16 protein-coding genes are annotated in these 17,267 nt (G+C 68.5%); 4 read left to right on the forward strand and 12 right to left on the reverse strand.

Annotation, left to right across the window (positions count from 1 at the left end; translation table 11 throughout):
* Positions 1–77: 77 nt before the first annotated feature.
* On the reverse strand, positions 78–905 hold the full coding sequence (locus tag HIR79_RS16120; protein WP_169959104.1) for a DUF2189 domain-containing protein: 828 nt from the start codon (positions 903–905) through the stop codon (positions 78–80).
* 296 nt (positions 906–1,201) lie between these two features.
* Between HIR79_RS16120 and HIR79_RS16125 the strand changes: the two genes are divergently transcribed.
* From HIR79_RS16125 to soxZ, 4 genes are all read left to right on the forward strand, one after another.
* On the forward strand, positions 1,202–1,534 hold the full coding sequence (locus tag HIR79_RS16125) for a c-type cytochrome (protein ID WP_110069847.1): 333 nt from the start codon (positions 1,202–1,204) through the stop codon (positions 1,532–1,534).
* A gap of 9 nt (positions 1,535–1,543) precedes the next feature.
* Complete coding sequence (locus HIR79_RS16130) at positions 1,544–2,860, forward strand: FCSD flavin-binding domain-containing protein (protein WP_169959105.1); 1,317 nt, start codon at positions 1,544–1,546, stop codon at positions 2,858–2,860.
* Positions 2,861–2,937: 77 nt separating this feature from the next.
* Positions 2,938–3,972 carry a YeeE/YedE family protein gene (locus tag HIR79_RS16135; RefSeq protein ID WP_169959106.1) on the forward strand — a complete coding sequence of 345 codons (1,035 nt, stop codon included), beginning with the start codon at positions 2,938–2,940 and terminating at the stop codon, positions 3,970–3,972.
* A 26-nt stretch (positions 3,973–3,998) separates the two neighbouring features.
* Complete coding sequence (soxZ, locus tag HIR79_RS16140; RefSeq protein ID WP_169959107.1) at positions 3,999–4,814, forward strand: thiosulfate oxidation carrier complex protein SoxZ; 816 nt, start codon at positions 3,999–4,001, stop codon at positions 4,812–4,814.
* Between the two features lie 96 nt (positions 4,815–4,910).
* On the opposite strand, the gene HIR79_RS16145 is transcribed toward soxZ, so the two are convergent.
* The 11 genes from HIR79_RS16145 to modA all read right to left on the reverse strand — a co-directional run bounded on the left by HIR79_RS16145 (position 4,911) and on the right by modA (position 17,236).
* Positions 4,911–5,339 carry a universal stress protein gene (locus HIR79_RS16145; RefSeq protein WP_169959108.1) on the reverse strand — a complete coding sequence of 143 codons (429 nt, stop codon included), beginning with the start codon at positions 5,337–5,339 and terminating at the stop codon, positions 4,911–4,913.
* Between the two features lie 14 nt (positions 5,340–5,353).
* Positions 5,354–7,948, reverse strand: a complete 2,595-nt coding sequence (locus HIR79_RS16150; protein ID WP_169959109.1) for a TRAP transporter permease — start codon at positions 7,946–7,948, stop codon at positions 5,354–5,356.
* 143 nt (positions 7,949–8,091) lie between these two features.
* Complete coding sequence (locus HIR79_RS16155; RefSeq protein ID WP_169959110.1) at positions 8,092–9,072, reverse strand: TAXI family TRAP transporter solute-binding subunit; 981 nt, start codon at positions 9,070–9,072, stop codon at positions 8,092–8,094.
* A 283-nt stretch (positions 9,073–9,355) separates the two neighbouring features.
* Complete coding sequence (locus HIR79_RS16160; protein WP_169959111.1) at positions 9,356–10,744, reverse strand: KamA family radical SAM protein; 1,389 nt, start codon at positions 10,742–10,744, stop codon at positions 9,356–9,358.
* A gap of 278 nt (positions 10,745–11,022) precedes the next feature.
* Positions 11,023–12,330, reverse strand: coding sequence for a TRAP transporter large permease (locus HIR79_RS16165; RefSeq protein WP_169959112.1), 1,308 nt, complete (start codon positions 12,328–12,330; stop codon positions 11,023–11,025).
* Entirely contained in the window at positions 12,320–12,799 is a 480-nt protein-coding gene (locus tag HIR79_RS16170) for a TRAP transporter small permease (protein WP_169959113.1), read from the reverse strand. The genes HIR79_RS16165 and HIR79_RS16170 overlap by 11 nt, the downstream gene beginning before the upstream one ends.
* Before the next feature lie 64 nt (positions 12,800–12,863).
* Positions 12,864–13,874: a DctP family TRAP transporter solute-binding subunit gene (locus HIR79_RS16175; protein WP_169959114.1), complete on the reverse strand. Its 1,011-nt coding sequence runs from the start codon at positions 13,872–13,874 to the stop codon at positions 12,864–12,866.
* 135 nt (positions 13,875–14,009) lie between these two features.
* Complete coding sequence (locus HIR79_RS16180; protein ID WP_169959115.1) at positions 14,010–14,609, reverse strand: DUF192 domain-containing protein; 600 nt, start codon at positions 14,607–14,609, stop codon at positions 14,010–14,012.
* Positions 14,606–15,748, reverse strand: coding sequence for an ABC transporter ATP-binding protein (locus HIR79_RS16185; RefSeq protein ID WP_169959116.1), 1,143 nt, complete (start codon positions 15,746–15,748; stop codon positions 14,606–14,608). The genes HIR79_RS16180 and HIR79_RS16185 overlap by 4 nt, the downstream gene beginning before the upstream one ends.
* Positions 15,741–16,409 carry a molybdate ABC transporter permease subunit gene (gene modB, locus HIR79_RS16190; protein ID WP_169959117.1) on the reverse strand — a complete coding sequence of 223 codons (669 nt, stop codon included), beginning with the start codon at positions 16,407–16,409 and terminating at the stop codon, positions 15,741–15,743. Before modB ends, HIR79_RS16185 begins: the two co-directional genes overlap by 8 nt.
* Positions 16,409–17,236, reverse strand: coding sequence for a molybdate ABC transporter substrate-binding protein (gene modA / locus HIR79_RS16195; protein WP_169959118.1), 828 nt, complete (start codon positions 17,234–17,236; stop codon positions 16,409–16,411). The genes modB and modA overlap by 1 nt, the downstream gene beginning before the upstream one ends.
* Positions 17,237–17,267 lie beyond the last annotated feature (31 nt).

Genomic DNA, 17,267 nt, shown 5'->3' on the forward strand with positions numbered 1-17,267 from the left:
GGGATGGCGCCAGCAACGAAAAGGGGGGCGTCAACGCCCCCCAGCATAGTGCCCTGGCCCCGGCAGGGCGAGCGGGCTCAGCCGTGCAGTTCGCCGTCCTCCTCGATCACGTCGACACGCACCAGATCCTCGTAGGCGTGCCAGCTGGCGAAGCCCAGCACCGGCAGGATCAGCGCCAGGCCGATGTAGAAGGTCAGCACACCGACAAGCACACAGCCGGTCAGGATCGCCGCCCACAGCAGCATCGGGCGGAAGTTGCGCCCCACGGAACGCACGCTGGCCTCGATGCCCTCCATGAAGGTGAGGTCGTGGTGCATCAGGGTCGGAATGGCCACCACGCTGATGGCGAAGGCGCCGAAGGCGAGGATGCCCCCCAGCACGCTGCCCACGGCGATCATCCCGAGGCCCTCGGGGGTAGTCAGCAGGGCGGAGTAGAGGGTGGCCGGGCTCGGCACCTCGAAACCGAAGAAGAGGGCGAAGAGCAGGGTCGCCAGCCGAATCCAGGCCAGGAAGAAGATCATCATCATCACGCCCATCATGGCGAGCTGGCCGGCGTGAGGCCGCCAGGCCTCGAAGGCATCTCCCAGGTGGGGAGCCCGATTCGCCTCCAGGGCGCGACTGACGCCGTAGGAACCCACCGCCACCAGCGGGCCGATGAACATGAAGCCTGCCACCATGGGCAGCAGCCAGTGCCAAAGCCCCAGGGTGATGGCCCCGGCGGTGATGGCGATGCTCAGGCCCACCCAGAACATGCCGTAGGCGAGGCTCACCGCCGTGGCCTGGCGGAAATCCTCGATGCCGGCCGCCAGCCAGGCCCTCGGCCGATCCATGCCCACCGGGTTGATGGTGATCTTGACCCTGGGCGCTGCAGCCTTGTGATCCGCTTTTGTTGTTGCCGCGTTCATGGTGTCACCCCTGTTGCGCCATGTAATTCCCGCTTCCCGCGGGACGGTTCCGGCACCGGCCTGCGACCTAATGCCGCCTTAACCACTTAACTCAGGATTAATGTAGTTGACCGGAGTCAATCCTGCCGCCTGGCCACCCTCGCGAATTCCACGCTTTCCGGCGTGAGATACATAAGCTGATCACGATTGGTTCTTTGTCAGACTGGCCATGGCTGCCCTAGCATGGCGTTCTGCCATAACTCCAGACCAGAACCAGAAGAAAAGCCCCCTCGGGGCCCAGCCCAAGGAACCTGACGATGACCCTGCCACGACCCATGGCGGTCTCCCTGCTGGGGGCCCTGCTACTTGGCGGCCTGGCCCTGGCCGCCCATGCCGATGATGAATTCTCCCGCGAGCAGCTCGAGGTGATGGCCGGGGGCTGCGCCAGTTGCCACGGCACCGATGGCCGCCTCTCCGGTCCGGTGCCCGCCATCGCCGGCCGGCCCCAGGCCGTGCTGGAGTCGCGCCTGCTCGCCTTCAAGCGCGATGAGATTCCGGACACCACGGTGATGAACCGTATCGCCCGCGGCTTCAGCGACGAGGAACTCTCGGCGCTGGCCGGCCACTTCGCCACCATCGACGCGCCCTGAGGAGGCCCCATGAGTCATGATTCCCAACGCCAGGGCGTTTCCCGGCGTCGCTTCCTGCAGGGCATCGGCGCCGCCTCGGCCCTGCCCCTGCTGGGCGGTATTGCCCCCTTCGCCATCGCCAATGGCTCCGCCGGCCGCGTGGTGGTGATCGGTGGCGGCTTCGGTGGCGCCACCGCCGCCAAGTACCTCAAGCGGGCCAATCCGGCCATCGAGGTCACCCTGGTGGAGCCCGCGGAGGTCTTCTACACCTGCCCGTTCAGCAACCTCTTCCTGGGCGGCCTGCGCGACATGCGCTCCATCGCCCACGGCTATGACGAACTGCGCGATCGCTACGGCGTGCGGGTGGTGCATGCCCTGGCCGAGGACGTCGACCCCGACGGGCACCGCGTGCGCCTCTCCAACGGCGAGACCCTGGCCTACGATCGCCTGGTGCTCTCGCCGGGCATCGACTTCCGCTGGAACGCCCTCGAGGGGTACGACGAGGCGGCCGCCGAGCTCGCGCCCCACGCCTGGAAGGCCGGCGCCCAGTCCGAGCTGCTGCGCCGCCAGCTCGAGGAGATGGACGACGGCGGTACCTTCGTGATGGTGGCCCCCGAGAACCCCTTCCGCTGCCCGCCGGGACCCTACGAGCGCGCCAGCATGGTGGCCCACTACTTCAGCCAGCATAAGCCCAACTCGAAGGTGCTGATCCTCGACGCCAAGGACAACTTCTCCAAGCAGGGGCTGTTCACCGCCGGCTGGGAACGCCTCTACGGCGACCGCATCGAGTGGGTGGGCCTCTCCGGCGACGGCCGCGTGACCCGGGTGGATGCCGAGAACCTCGAGGTGGAGACCGAGTTCGGCACCCGCCACCGGGCCGATGTGCTCAATGTGATCCCGCCCCAGAAGGCGGGCTTCATCGCCGAGCGCGCAGGCGTCACCGATGAGTCCGGCTGGGTGCCGGTCAAGGCCGAGACCTTCGAGTCCGAGCGGGTCCGCGACATCTATGTGGTGGGCGATGCCACGGTGGCCGCGCCGATTCCCAAGTCGGGCTTCTGCGCCAATAACCAGGCCAAGGTGGTGGCCGCCGCCATCGCCGCGGACCTCTCGGGCCGCGCCGCCCCGGAGCCCTACTGGACCAACACCTGCTACAGCCTGATCGGCCCCGAGTACGGCATCTCGGTGGCCGGGGTCTACCGGGTCCAGGAAGGCGTCATCGCCGAGGTGGAGGGCGCCGGCGGGCTCAGCCCGGCCGACGCCCCGGACCATATCCGGGCACTCGAGGCCGAGTACGCCGTGGGCTGGTACAACGCCATCTGCCAGGACACCTGGGGCACCAGCGTCTGACCCGGGAGCGGCAGTGATATGATGCGCAGGGCCACCTTCGGGTGGCCCCGTTTCGTTGAAGGATCGAGGAGTCTTCCATGAGCCATACCGAGCTGGTGGCCTGGTCGGGCCTGGTGATCGGCCTGGCCTTCGGTGCCACCGCCCAGGCCAGCGGTTTCTGCCTGCTGCGCGGCCTCAACCACAGTTGGACGGCCGGGGATAGCCGCAAGCTGCGCGCCTTCGCCCTGGCCATGGCCGTGGCCCTGCTGGGCAGCCAGGGGCTGGCCGCTTTCGGGGTGGTGTCGCTGGGTGGCGCCCTCTACCTGCCCCCCAGCGCCTCCTGGCTGGCGGTGCCCCTGGGCGGCGTGCTGTTCGGCTACGGCATGACGCTGGCCAACGGCTGCGGCGCCCGCGCCCTGGTGCTGCTCGGCGGCGGCAACCTGAGAAGCTTCGTGGTGCTGGTCTGCCTCGGGCTCGCCGCCGCCATGACGCTCTCCGGCCTGCTCGCCCCGCTGCGCGTCTGGCTGGAGGGCGCCACCACCCTCACCCTCCCCGCCCGGGACCTGCCCGGGCTGCTCGGCATTCCCGCCTGGCTGCCGGCCCTGGTGCTGGGCGGCGCGCTCACCGCCTGGGCGCTGGCCAGCCGCGCCTTTCGCGCTTCGCCGCGAGACTGGCTCGGCGGCCTTGCCATCGGCGCCCTGGTGCCCGCCGGCTGGCTTGCGACCGGCGTGCTGGGCGTCGATGACTTCGAGCCGGTGCGCCTGGCCACCCTCACCTTCATCGCCCCCATCGCCGATGGCCTGCAGTACGCCATGCTCTCCACCGGCACCCGCCTCGGCTTCGGCGTCAGCGTGGTGGCCGGCGTGCTGGCCGGTGCCCTGGTGATGGCGCTCGTCCGTCGCGACTTTGCCTGGCAGGGCTTCTCCGGGCCCGGCCATATGGGCCGCAGCATGGCGGGCGGCGCCCTGATGGGCATCGGCGGCGTGCTGGCCCTGGGCTGCTCCATCGGCCAGGGGCTCTCGGGCTTCTCGACCCTGGCCCTGCCCACCTTCGCCGCCCTGGCGGGCATCGCCGCCGGCGCCTGGCTGGGGATCAAGGGCCCCCTGGCGCTGTCCAATCCCACGACCACCTGACCGAACGACGCACCCGGAAGCTATCCATGACCCACCCCATGACTCGCCCCCTGACGCGCCGCCGCCTGCTGATCGGCGCCGGCCTGATGGCCCTCTCGCCGCTGGGCTTCTCCACGACGGCCCTGGCCGAGGGCCCCTGGCAGCGCCTGGAGGCCGCCGACGAGCTGCTCGGCGACACCGCCCCGGCCACCGAGGGCCTCGTCCTCGAGCTCCCCCACGTCTCCGAGGATGGGGCCGCGGTGCCGCTCAGCGTGCGCTTCGACGCCTCGCTGGCGGAGGATGACCACCTGGCCGAGATCCACCTCTTCGCCACCGGCAACCCTTCCCCCGAGATCGCCAGCTTCCGGCTGAGTCCCGCGGCCGGCCTGCCGGAGATCTCCACCCGGGTGCGCCTCAACGAAACTCAGCAGGTGATCGCCATCGCACGCAGCCACCGGGGGGAGACCTTCGCCACAGCCCGGGACGTGCGCATCACCGTCAGCGGCTGCCTGATGCGCGGCGACGACCAGGGTCCCGAGCCGCTGGCCAACCCGAGGGTGAGCCTCCCCGAGCGCTTCACCGCCGGCCAGCCCGGCGAGGTTCGCACCCTGATCAGCCACCCCATGGAGACCGGGCTGCGCGAGGGCGCCGACGGAGAGACGCTGCCGCGCCATATCATCGAGCGCTTCACCGTGACCCTCGACGGCGAGACCGCCTTCGCCGCCGACCTCCACCAGTCGGTATCGGCCAACCCTTACCTGCGTTTCCACCTGGCACCGCAGGAGGACGCCGAACTGGTCATCGAGTGGCAGGACGATACCGGCGAGAGCGCCCGCCACGAGGCGAGCCTCAGCGTCGGCTGATCGGCGACTCCACCCACCCGAACGCAAGCGCCCCGGCCGTCTGGCCGGGGCGCTTGCGTTGGGCGCGGGCACCGAGGGCGCCCGCCAGGTGAGTGCCTAACGCACGATCATCACCGACATCTTGGAGTGGTGCACCACGTGCTCGGCGTTGGGACCCAGCACGTAGTCGGCGAACTTGCGCTTGTTGTGCGAGGCCATCACGATCAGGTCGACCTCGAGCTTCTTGGCCGCCTTGATGATCGCCTCCCAGGGCGAACCATCCACGATCACGCTCTGCACCTTGATATCATCCGGGACATGCTCCTGGATGAACTGGTGCTGGGCATCGGACACCGCCTGATGCGCCTTCTTCGCGAAGTCCTTCGGGAAGTAGGAGCCCACCAGCGGCATTCGATAGTCCGGCAACACCGTCAGCACGTGCAGGGAGGCCCCGAAGGTACGGCAGAGCGTCAGCGCCGTGGGCAGGGCCTTCTTCCAGGAGAGCTCCTCGTTGAGGTCCAGCGGCAGCAGGATCTTGTGGTACATGGTCTTCTCCCTCCTCAGGCGGTGGCGGCGGTAGCGCCGGGCTCACGCCGGCGACGCTGCAGCAGCACGACAAGGCTGAACACCAGGAAGCCCGGTATCCACATCCACTCCTTGGCCCAGCGATCGGTGGGCGCCAGCACCTCGAGGATCTCCTGGTCGAAGTCGAAGCCGAGATCCTGGGCCAGGCCGCCGAATTCGACGAAGTCCACCAGGGTCTGGTCGCCATCCACCCAGAGCTCCATGCCGAGGCGCTCCATGCGCTCCTCCGGGGTATCGCCCCGCGGCACCGGCACCAGGATGTAGGTGGTCAGGGGGTCGCCGAAGGCGTCCTCGCCGGCGATCTGCACCCTCAGGTTGCTGCCGTCCTCCACCTCGCCCAGGGCCTGGGCGAACTGGCTGGGCGGTACCGACTCATAGGGGTCATGGATCTTGTCCATCCAGAAGCCGGGGCGGAACAGGGTAAAGGCCACCAGCAGCAGCAGCAGCGACTCGTACCAGCGGTTGCGCACGATCATGAAGCCCTGGGTGCCCGCCGCGAAGATCAGCATGGCGATGGTGGCGATGATGAAGATCACGAAGCCCTGCAGCCACCCCACATCGATCAGCAGCAGGTCGGTGTTGAAGATGAACAGGAAGGGCAGCGCCGCGGTGCGCAGGCTGTAGTAGAAGGCCTGGAAGCCAGTGCGCAGCGGGTCGCCACCGGAGACCGCCGCCGCGGCGAAGGAGGCCAGGCCCACCGGGGGCGTCACGTCGGCCATAATGCCGAAGTAGAAGACGAAGAGGTGCACCGCGATCAGCGGCACGATCAGGCCGTTCTGCTGCCCCAGCATCACGATCACCGGCGCCATCAGCGCCGAGACCACGATGTAGTTGGCGGTGGTGGGCAGGCCCATGCCGAGGATCAGGCTGAGCAGCGCGGTGAGCAGCAGGATCAGCATCAGGTTGCCCATGGAGAGGATCTCCACCACGTCGGCCAGCACCAGGCCGACACCGGTCTGGGAGACCGCCCCGACGATGATGCCCGCCGCCGCCGTGGCGATACCGATGCCGATCATGTTGCGGGCACCGGCCACCAGGCCATCCCACAGGTCCCTGAAGCCCTCCTTGATGTCCCCAGCGACCTTGCTGCGACCGCGGAAGAGCGCGATCAGGGGGCGCTGGGTGACCATGATGAAGATCATGAACACCGTGGCCCAGAAGGCGGAGAGGCCAGGCGAGAGGCGCTCCACCATCAGGCACCACACCAGCACGATCACCGGCAGGATGTAGTGCAGGCCGACCATCACCGTGGGCCGGGTCTCGGGCAACTTGACCACCTTGGAGCTCGGGTCGTCGAGCTCCAGCTCCGGATACCTGGCGCCCACCTTGAGCAGCGCCACATAGATCACCGCCAGCCCCACGGCCACCACCCAGGGGGTGGCATCGCCGAGCACCGGCTTGAGCCAGCCGAGGCCGTAGTAGACGGCAAAGGAGAGCGCCATCAGCAGCAGCAGGCCGGTCAGGAAGCCGATGACCTTGTTGAGGAAGGGGCGCGCCGGATTGCTCGAGGGCAGGCCCTGCATGTTGGCCTTGAGCGCCTCCAGATGGACGATGTAGATCAGGGCGATATAGGAGATCAGCGCCGGCAGGAAGGCGTGCTTGATCACCTCCACGTAGGAGATGCCGACATACTCCACCATCAGGAAGGCCGCGGCCCCCATCACCGGCGGCATGATCTGGCCGTTCACCGAGGAGGAGACCTCCACGGCGCCGGCCTTCTCCGCCGAGAAGCCGACCCGCTTCATCATGGGGATGGTGAAGGTGCCGGTGGTGACGGTATTGGCAATCGACGAACCGGAGATCAGGCCAGTCATGCCCGAGGCGACCACCGCCGCCTTGGCGGGGCCTCCCTTGTAGTGACCCAGCAGGGAGAAGGCCACCTTGATGAAGTAGTTGCCGGCCCCGGCCTTGTCGAGCAGGGCGCCGAAGAGCACGAACAGGAAGACGAAGCTGGTCGAGACCCCGAGGGCGATGCCGAACACCCCCTGGGCGGTCAGCCACTGGTGGTTGATCAGACCGTTCAGACTGACGCCGCGGTGGGCCAGGATCCCCGGCATCTGGGGACCAAACAGAGAATAGAGGATGAAGACCGTGGCCACGATCGCCAGCGGCGGGCCCAGCGCCCGGCGCGTGGCCTCCAGCAGCATCACGATCCCCACCACCCCGACGACCACGTCCTGGGTCAGGGGCGCACCGGGGCGCGTCGCCAGCTGCTCGTAGAAGAGGAACATGTAGGCGCCACAGAAGGCCGCCACCGCCGCAAAGAGCCAGTCCTGGAGCGGAATGCGGTCGCGGGGCGAGCGCTTGAGCGCCGGATAGGCCATGAAGGCCAGGAAGAGGGCGAATGCCAGGTGGATGGAGCGCGCCTCGGTGGCATTGAAGACCCCGAAGCGGAACAGATAGGGGAGCGGCGAGGCGATCCACAGCTGGAACAGCGACCAGGCGGCCGCGATTCCCACCAGCAGCTTGCCGGGTGCCCCCAGCGGCTTGCGTGCTCCCGAGTCGCTGGAGGCGACCATATCCTCCAGGTCGACGTCGGCGGTACGGGACGTTGTCTTCTCGTCAGTCATTTGCTGGCCCTGCCCGCAGTCAATAATTGAATCGTTCCCTGCCCCGTGGCCGCCGGCCCCAAGGGGGCCTCAACGAGATGCGCGGACGCCCCGAGGGGGTCCGCGCATCGATCACCACGGGTGATTGGCTGACGCAGCCGGAATCACTCGATCCAGCCACGCTCGCGATAGTAGCGGGCCGCACCGTCATGCAGCGGCGCAGTCAGACCCTCGGAGATCATCTGCTCCTCCTGCAGGTTCTCGAAGGCCGGGTGCAGGCGCTTGAAGCGATCGAAGTTCTCGAACACCGCCTTGACCGTCTCGTAGACGATCTCCTCGTCCACCTCCGCAGAGGTGACGAAGGTCGCCGCCACGCCGAAGGTCTCGACGTCCTCGTCGTTGCCGCGGTACATGCCACCCGGAATCACCGCGTGGGTGTAGTAGGGATTGGCCTCGATAATCTCCTCGATCTCCGGGCCGGTCACCGGGATCAGGCGCGCATCGATGGTGGTGGTGGCCTCCTGGATGGAGCCGTTGGGGTGACCCACCACGTAGACCATGGCATCGATGTTGTTGTCGGAGAGGGCCGCGGCCTGCTCGGCGGCATCCAGCTGGGAGGCCAGGGAGAAGACGCTGGTATCCCAGCCCATGGCCTCCATGACGACGTTCATGGTGTTGCGCTGGCCGGAACCCGGGTTGCCGATATTGACGCGCTTGCCCGGGAAGTCGCTGATGTGCTCGATGCCGGAGTCGGCGCGGGCCACCACGGTCAGCGGCTCGCCGTGCATGGTGAAGACGGCGCGCATCTCTTCCCAGGCGCCATCCTCGGCGAAGTTGTCCTCGCCGTGGTAGGCGCGATACTGGACGTCGGACTGCACCACGCCCATGTCCAGCTCGCCGCTCTTCATGCCATTGACGTTGGCCACGGAGCCGCCGGTGGAGGGGGCGTTGCAGCGGATGTTGTGCTCGTCGCTGCCGCGGTTGACCATGCGGCAGACCGACTGGCCGACCACGTAGTAGACGCCGGTCTGGCCGCCGGTGCCGATGGTGATGAAGCGATCCTGGGCCACGGCCGGGGCCGAGAACATCGCAGCACCGAGCAGGGCGCCGGAGAAGGCAGCAGCCGAGAAAGCATGGCGTTTCATGAACACACCTCTTTGCGTTGTAGGCATTCGGTTGTAGGCAATCGTTGGTGGCAGCTCCGACACCCTGGTCGGGGAATCTACCAATCTCTTCTACTTTAGCGGAAAAAACTGCTTACGGGTAACCAACCTCCCTCAACGAAAAGCGGAAAGATGACTCCCATCAGTCTAGCCCCTGGCAGCGTTTATCGCGCGTTGGGGCCATGGCAGGACAGAACGAAAGAACCGCGCCGTGGCGCGGTTCCGTTTCCTGCGTGGCGGGGCCGGCGTAGCGGCCCACCGCCTGTCACGAAGCCTTCATGATCAGCGCCTGCTTCTCGTCCTTCATGGCGGCGAACTCGGGCTCGAAGAAGAACTCGCTCTCCCCAAGCGCAGGCTCCAGATGGTTGAGCCAGGTGGCCTCTTCGTCGTATTTCGCGAAGAAGGGACGCTGCACCCAGTCGCTTTCGCGCCCCTGGATGAAGCGCAGCACGAACACCTTCTCGCCGTTGATCTCGGTGACGCCCTGGATCTCCACCTTGCCGGGATCGGCGGACATCGACGGCCCCCGGGCGGTGCGCGCCAGGCCCGGCACCTGCTTCATCGCCTCGCGGTAGATCTCCCAGGCGCGCACCAGCGGCACCTCGAAGTAGTGGCGGGCGCCGGTGTCGCGCTCCACGAACAGGTAGTAGGGGATCATCCCCAGGCGCACCTGCTGGGTCCACATCTTGGCCCACTGGTCGGCGTCGTCGTTGATGTGCCTGAGAAGCGGCGCCTGGGTGCGGATCTCGGCCCCGGTGGCACGGATGCGGCGGATCGCCTCGCGGCAGATGGGGGTGTCCATCTCCTTCCAGTGGTTGAAGTGCGCCATGAAGGCCACATGCTTGCCGGCGGCGGTCAGCTCGCGGAAGAGGTCGAGGATATCCTCGGCGTCGGGATCGGTGACGAAGCGGTAGGGCCAGAAGGTGAGGCTCTTGGAGCCGATGCGGATGTCCTGGACGTGGTCCAGCTCGGGGGCCATCAGCCCCTCCAGGTACATCCTCAGGTGCTTGGCCTTCATCACCATGGGATCGCCGCCGGTCATCAGCAGGTCGGTGACTTCCTTATGCTCGGCCAGGTAACGGTGCAGGGAGTCCGCTTCGCTTGAGGCGAACTTCAGGTCCTTGTCACCCACGAACTGCGCCCAGCGGAAGCAGAAGGTGCAGTAGCTGTGGCACACCTGGCCCTGGCTCGGGAAGAAGAGCACCGTCTCGCGGTACTTGTGCTGCATGCCGGGCAGCGGTTCGCCGTCGAGCAGCGGCAGGTTGAGGTCCATCTGCCCTGCCGGATGGGGGTTGAGCTCGCTGCGAACCCGCTCGATCACCGGCTTCATCTCGGCGGCGGAGGCCTCGCGGCGCACCAGCTCGGCCACCTCGTCGTAGTGCTCGGGACGCAGCATGCCGCGCCGGGGAAAGGTGAGCTGGAAGATCGGATCGTCGGGAATGTTGCTCCAGTCGATCAGCTCCTCGATCACGTACTCGTTGACCCGGAACGGCAGCACCTGGCTGACGACCCGCATGTCGAAGCGCAGGTCGTCAGGCAGGTTCTGTATCGCCTCGATCTTGTCGAGCTGGCGGTGGGTGTAGACCTTGAACTGTCGGGCCTCGAAGGCCTCGGCCTCGGGGCTGCCGAGCTCGATATTGACGCGCTGGTTCATCTCGCCTCCTCTTCGTTGTCCGGGGCGCCGGCCAGGGAGGCAGCGCCGCCGTCTTCTCATCGGGGGAGGCCATTGGTACAGAGTCGGTGAGAAAAGTGCAAATTTATGCGCCGATTTGCAACGAATGTCGCGAAACGACGCACAAGGCGCAACAGTTCGTTCGCTCCCGGCTCACCGGGCGGGCTGGCGGATCAGCTTCGCCGCGAGGCGCTGAAGACGCGGGGCCCCGACCAGGATCAGCGCGAGCTCCGGGCAGCCCGAAGCACGCGACTAGCGCCCTACCCCACGTTGTAGCCCAGCGTCCGCGGCAACCACAGGGCGATCTCCGGGAACACGGCGACGAGCGCCAGGGCGCTGGCCATGGCCACCACGAAGAGCAACGCCCAACCCACCGTCTGCTCCAGGCGGATCTTGGCCACCTCGGTGGTCACCATCAGGTTCACCGCCACCGGTGGCGTGAACTGGCCGATGGCGATGTTCATGGCCAGCAGGATGCCGAACCACACCGGGTTCCACTCGAAGTGCTGCATCACCGGGATCAGGATCGGCATCAGGATCAGGTAGATGGAGATGGCATCGAGCAGCATGCCGGCGGCCAGCACCGCCAGCATGATAAGGATCAGCAGCAGCACCCCGTTGTCGGTGAGCGCGATGATCCACTGGGCCATGTCGCGGAAGGTGCCGAGCATGGTGCCGGCCCAGGCGAAGATGCCGGCCAGCGCGATGATCAGCATCACCACGCCTGAGATCACCGCCGCCTCGCCGAACAGCCGCCACAGGTCGCGCACCCCGATCTCGCGGGTCACGAACAGCCCGATCGCCACCCCGTAGGCCACCGCCACCACCGCCGCCTCGGTGGGGGTGAAGAGCCCGGAGCGCAGCCCGCCGAGGATCAGCACCGGAGCGAAGAGCGCCGGCAGCGCCTGCTTGAAGGTCTCCCCCACCTTGAGGCGCTCGGCGCCCTCCACCGGGGTGCCGCCTTCCCAGCCATAGCGCTTCGAGACCAGCAGCGCCGGCACCAGCAGCGCCAGGCCGGCCAGGATCCCGGGGAAGAGCCCAGCGGCGAAGAGCGCACGCAGGTCGACCCCCGGCACCACGATGGAGTAGAGGATCAGCGCCACCGAGGGCGGAATCAGGATCGCCGTGGAGGCCGAGGCGGCGATCAGCGTCGCCGAGAAGGGCTTGGGGTAGCCCGCCTTGGTCATGCTCGGCAGCATCACCATGGCCACCGCCGCGGCGTCCGCCGGCCCCGAGCCGCTCATGCCGCCCATGATCATGCAGACCAGCACCGCCACCAGGGCCAGGCCCCCGTGGCGCGGGCCGATCAGCGCCTGGGCGAAGCGCACCAGGCGCAGCGCCACCCCCGAACGCTCGAAGATCAGGCCGGTGAGGATGAACAGCGGAATGGCGATCAGCGGATACTTGGCGATGCTGTTGTAGGTGTTGGTGCCGAGCGTCGCCAGCATGGCCGGCGGCAGGCCGGCCAGGATGCCCACGGCGCCGGCCAACCCCAGGGAGAAGGCCACCGGCACCCCGGCGATCAAGAGGCCCGCGAAGGCAAGCAGCATCCAGAGATCAGGGCTCATCACTGAGCCTCCCGCGCAGGCGGTCCCAGGTCTGCTGGGTCTGGCGGATCATCATCGCCGCCGAGAGCAGCGGCAGCCAGACGATGTACCACCACTGGGGCAGCCCCAGCCCCGGCGAGAGCGACTCCCACTGGTACTCCTGCCAGGCGAGCTTGCCACCGAACCAGGTGATCAGGCCGAGCACCGCCACGCCGCAGCCCCACTGGAAGAGGATCAGCACCCGGCGCGGCGCGGCGGGCAGCGCCCGCTCCAGCAGACCCACCCGGATATGGCCGTTGCGGCGCAGGGCCACGGCGGCGCCGGCGAAGGTGAGCACCACCAGCAGGAACACCGAGAACTCCTCGGTGAAGGCCAGCGAGCCCCCGGTGATATAGCGGGTGACCACGTTGCCGAGGCTGATCACCGCGATGATGATCAGCGCCAGGGAGGCGAGCCAGCGCTCCGGCCGGGCATCAGGTGAGGGTGTCATGTCGACCTCGTGAAATGACGTCGCCCCCGGTAGCGGGGGCGACGGAGGGAGTAAGCGCCGCGATTCAGCGTGCCTCGACGGCCTCGCGGGCCGCTTCCACCAGGGCCTCGCCGATGCGCGGCACCCACTTGTCGTGGACCTCGGCGGTGGCCTCGACGAAGGCCTGGTACTGCTCGTCGGTCAGCTCGGTGACGGTGACGCCGCGCTCCTGGATATCGGCCAGGCGCTCGCTCTCTTCTTCGCGGGTCATGGCGATCTCCCACTCGCCGGCCTCGACGGCCGCCTCGCGCAGGATCTCGCGGTCACCCTCGTCCAGGGACTCCCACACCTGGCGGTTCACGGCGAAGATCAGCGGGTCGTTCATGTAGTTCCACAGGGTCAGGTGCTGCTGGCCCACCTGGTCGATGCGCGCCACATCGAACACCGAAAGCGGGTTCTCCTGGCCGTCCACGGCGCCGGTGGTCAGCGCCGGCTGGGCGTCGGTCCAGCTCATCTGGGTGGGGTCGGCGCCCAGGGCGTTGAAGGTGTCCTGGAAGAGCGGCGAGCCCACCACGCGGATCTTAAGGCCATCGAGGTCGCCGGGCTCGCTGATCGGGCCGCGGGAGTTGGAGAGCTGGCGAAAACCGTTCTCGCCCCAGGCCAGCGGGATAACGTCGCGGGACTCGATCGCCTCGAAGACCATCTCGCCGGCCGCGCCGCCGGTCACCGCATCCACCGCCGCCTCGTCGGGCAGGAAGAAGGGCAGCGAGAAGAGGTTGAGCTCGGGCACCTGAGGCGACCAGTTGATGGTGGAGCCCACGGCGGCGTCGATCAGCCCGGAGCGCATGGCGGAGAACTCGCGGGTCTGGTCACCGGCCACCAGCTGGGAGTTGGGGTAGACCCGCATGGTGATGCGGCCTTCGGTGCGCTCTTCCACGAGCTCGGCCCAGCGCTCGGCGGCCTGCCCCCAGGGGAAGGCGTCGGAGAGCACGGTAGAGATGGAGAGCTCGCGGGCCTGGGCGGAGAGCGAGGCGCTGAACAGGGCGGCACCCGCCAGGGCGGCGGCCAGCTTGGCAAGCGGTCGATGGAGTGTCATGGCGTGTCCTTGCTGCGGTGGCCCAAGGGGCTCGGGCCACAGTTGTCATTATGGAGCGGGCGGCCAGGCGCGGCGGCACGGCCGTCAAGGCGGATATTCTACGAATACCAGCGTTGAATGACAGCCGGCCGCACACTACTCGGCCGGGCCCATTCCTTCTTCGGCAGCAGATGACAGGCAGTGGCCGACGCTGCTGGGCCAGCTGACGCAGTCGCCCTCGGCGATGCCCAGGCGCTCGAAGAGGCCGGCATTGACCTCCAGCGCCGCCCGGTAGGGCACGCCGGGGTAGGTCACCGGGCACTCCGAAGGGTTGGCCGAGCCGCAGGGCCACATGGTGAAGACCGCCGCGATGCGCTCATCCTCGCCGATAAAGGCGATATCCAGCGGAATCAGGGTGCGATACATCCAGAAGCCGTTGCGGGGCGACTGGGTGTCCCGGTAGAGAAACAGCATGCCGGCGTCCTCGTCGAGGTGATCGCGCTCCATCAGGCCGCGGCTGCGCTCGGGAATGGTGCGGGCCACCTCCACCTCGAAACGGTGCACGTCCTCGGCGGCGTGCACCGTGAGAGGCACTACCGCCAGGCCCGACGGCGCACGCGCCTCGGCCAGCAGCGCCGGTGAGAGCGCCAGCAATACCACCAGCCCCGCGATGCCCAGCCACACCCTCCCCAGGCCCTGCTGCGGCCTCCGGGTGTCCGGCCCCGGCGTTTCCGCTCCCTGCCCGTATCGGCTCATCTCGGCGTCCTCGTCTCCTCCGGCGCATCCTCCGCCGGCATCAGGTGAATGCCCGCCGCCAGCAGCGATACCTGAACCGGCTCCCCCCTGGCCAGGCCGTTGCGCCGGGCCGCATGAGTGGCGATATCGAAGCTGAGGGTCTGCCCAGTATGGTCGAAGGCGAGCGATACCGCGGTGATGCCCCCCAGCACCACCAGGGACTCGACCCGGGCGCGCACCGGGTTCTCCCGCTCCCCCTGGGAGGGGCGCCCGCGCCGGTGCAGCACCACGTCGGAGGGGGGCAGATACCAGGTGACGCGCTCGCCGACGGGCAGCGATTCGAGCCCTGCCGCCACCTCCAGCCGCCAGGGTCCCCAGGCCAGGCGTCGTTCACCGCCCTCCTCCACCACCTCGCCGCTGAAGAGGTTGTGGCGATCCAGCACCCGGGCCACCTCCGCCGATGCCGGGCGGCGAAACAGCGCCTCCGGCGGGCCCGCCTGCAGGCTGCGTCCGCCGTGCAGCACGCAGAGCCGGTCGGCCAGGGCCGCCGCCTCATCCAGGTCATGGGTCACCAGCACGATGGGGATGCGAATCTGCTCGCGCAGCATGGCCAGCTCCCGCTGCAGGCGGCGGCGCGTCACCTGATCCACCGCCGAGAAGGGCTCGTCCAGCAGCAGCACCCGGGGGTTTCGGGCCAGGGCCCGGGCCAGGGCCACCCGCTGCCGCTGGCCACCGGAGAGCTGTCCCGGGTAGCGCGCCTCCAGCCCCGTCAGGTGCACCCGCGACAGCCAGCCGCCGGCCCGTCGACGGCGCTCACGGGGCGGCAGGTGGTCCAGGGCCACCATGACGTTGCCCAGGGCGGTGAGGTGGGGAAAGAGCGCATAGTCCTGGAACACCAGCCCCACCCGGCGCCCCTGGGGCGGCAGGGAGAGGCGCCGGCCCGAATCGAACCAGGCCTCGCCGCCACAGGCAATGCGCCCCTGGGCAGGGCGATAGAGCCCGGCGATGGCGCGCAGCAGGGTGGTCTTGCCGCTGCCGGAAGGGCCCACCAGGGCGAGCAGTTCGCCGGCCTCGCAGTGGAACTCCGCTGACAGAGGGATGGGGCCCGGCTGGTGCAGACTCACCGAGAGCGAGGCAGGGGATCCAGGACGCTCAGGCACGTCGCCACCTCCGCCGGCCCGCCAGGCCGTAGACCACGCCGATGGTCAGGAAGGAGACCAGCAGCAGCATGGCCGACATGATCCCCGCCCCCGCCTCGTCGAAGGCCTGCACCCGGTCGTAGATGGCGATGGCCAGGGTACGGGTCTCGCCGTCGATGGCACCGCCCACCATCAGGATCACCCCGAACTCGCCGAGGGTGTGGGCGAAGGTGAGGGCCAGGGCGGAGATGATGCCTGGCCACACCAGGGGCAGCTCGATACGCAGGAAGGTCTGCCAGGGAGAGAGCCCGCTGCACCAGGCCGCCTCGCGCAGGTTCGCCGGCACCGTCTCGAAGGCGCGCTGGATCGGCTGCACCGCGAAGGGCAGGTTGGCCACCAGGGAGGCGATCAGGATGCCGGTGAAGGTGAAATTGAGCCCCGAGCCGAACACCCTGGCCCAGAGCCCGCCGAAGGGCGCCTCGACCCCGAAGGCCTGCATCAGGTAGAAACCCAGCACCGTGGGCGGCATCACCAGCGGCAGGGCGACCAGGGCCTCGCAGAGGGGCTTGCCGCGAAAGCGGGTGGTGGCCAGGGTCCGCCCCATCCAGAGCCCCACCGGCAGCAGCAGCAGGCAGGTGAAGGCGGCCAGGCGCAGCGAGACCGAGAGAGCCGTCCAGTCCATCAGGGCGTGGCGTCTCCCTCGTCGGCGGGCGTGGCTTCAGGATCGGGCAGGCGGAAGCCATAGTCGGCCAGGATCGTCCGGGCTTCCTCCTCCTGCAGCCAGGCGTAGAAGGCTCGCGCGGTCTCGCCGGCCCCTTCGACCAGCGCCATGCGCTGCACCAGGGGGGCGTGCCAGGACTCCGGAATCAGCACATGCTCGCTGCGCTCGGCCATCGCCGGTGCCAGCGCCAGGGACCAGGCCACCAGGCCACCGCGGGCGTCGCTGGTCAGCGCAAACTGAGCCGCCTGGGAGACGTTCTCGCCCAGCACTCGCAGCGGTGCCGTAGCCTCCCAGAGACCGGCATGTTCCAGCGCCTGCTTCGCCGCCACCCCGTAGGGGGCGTGCTCGGGGTTGGCCAGCGCCAGGCGCGGCCTGCCCTGCCCTGCCGCATGAGCCGCCAGCGCCTCACGCACTCCTGCCAGGGGAGCTTCCTCGCCCGGCAGATCATCGCGACCGGGGCGCTGCATCCACACCAGCCGGCCGATGGCGTAGACCACGCCCGCATCCTCGGTGCGCCCCTCCTCATGGAGCGCCAGCACGTAGGCCTCATCGGCGGAGAGGTAGAGCTCGAAGGGTGCCCCCTGACTGATCTGGCGGCGGAAGTTGCCGGAGGAGCCGAAGTTGAGGCGCAGGTCGCGGCCGGTCTCGGCGCGGAAGCGCTCGGCGGCCTCGGTGAGGGCAAACTGCAGATCCGAGGCCGCCGCCACCGTAGGCACATCGGCCTTGAGCAGGCCAGCCGGCAGCAGCAGCGCCAGGCCGAGCAGCCAGGCCGCGTATCGTGAACGCATGTAGGGACCTCCTGAGCGAGCGAACAGCGCG

Origin of the sequence: Halomonas sp. PGE1 (genome assembly GCF_013000985.1) — a bacterium.
GTDB lineage: Bacteria > Pseudomonadota > Gammaproteobacteria > Pseudomonadales > Halomonadaceae > Halomonas > Halomonas alkalicola.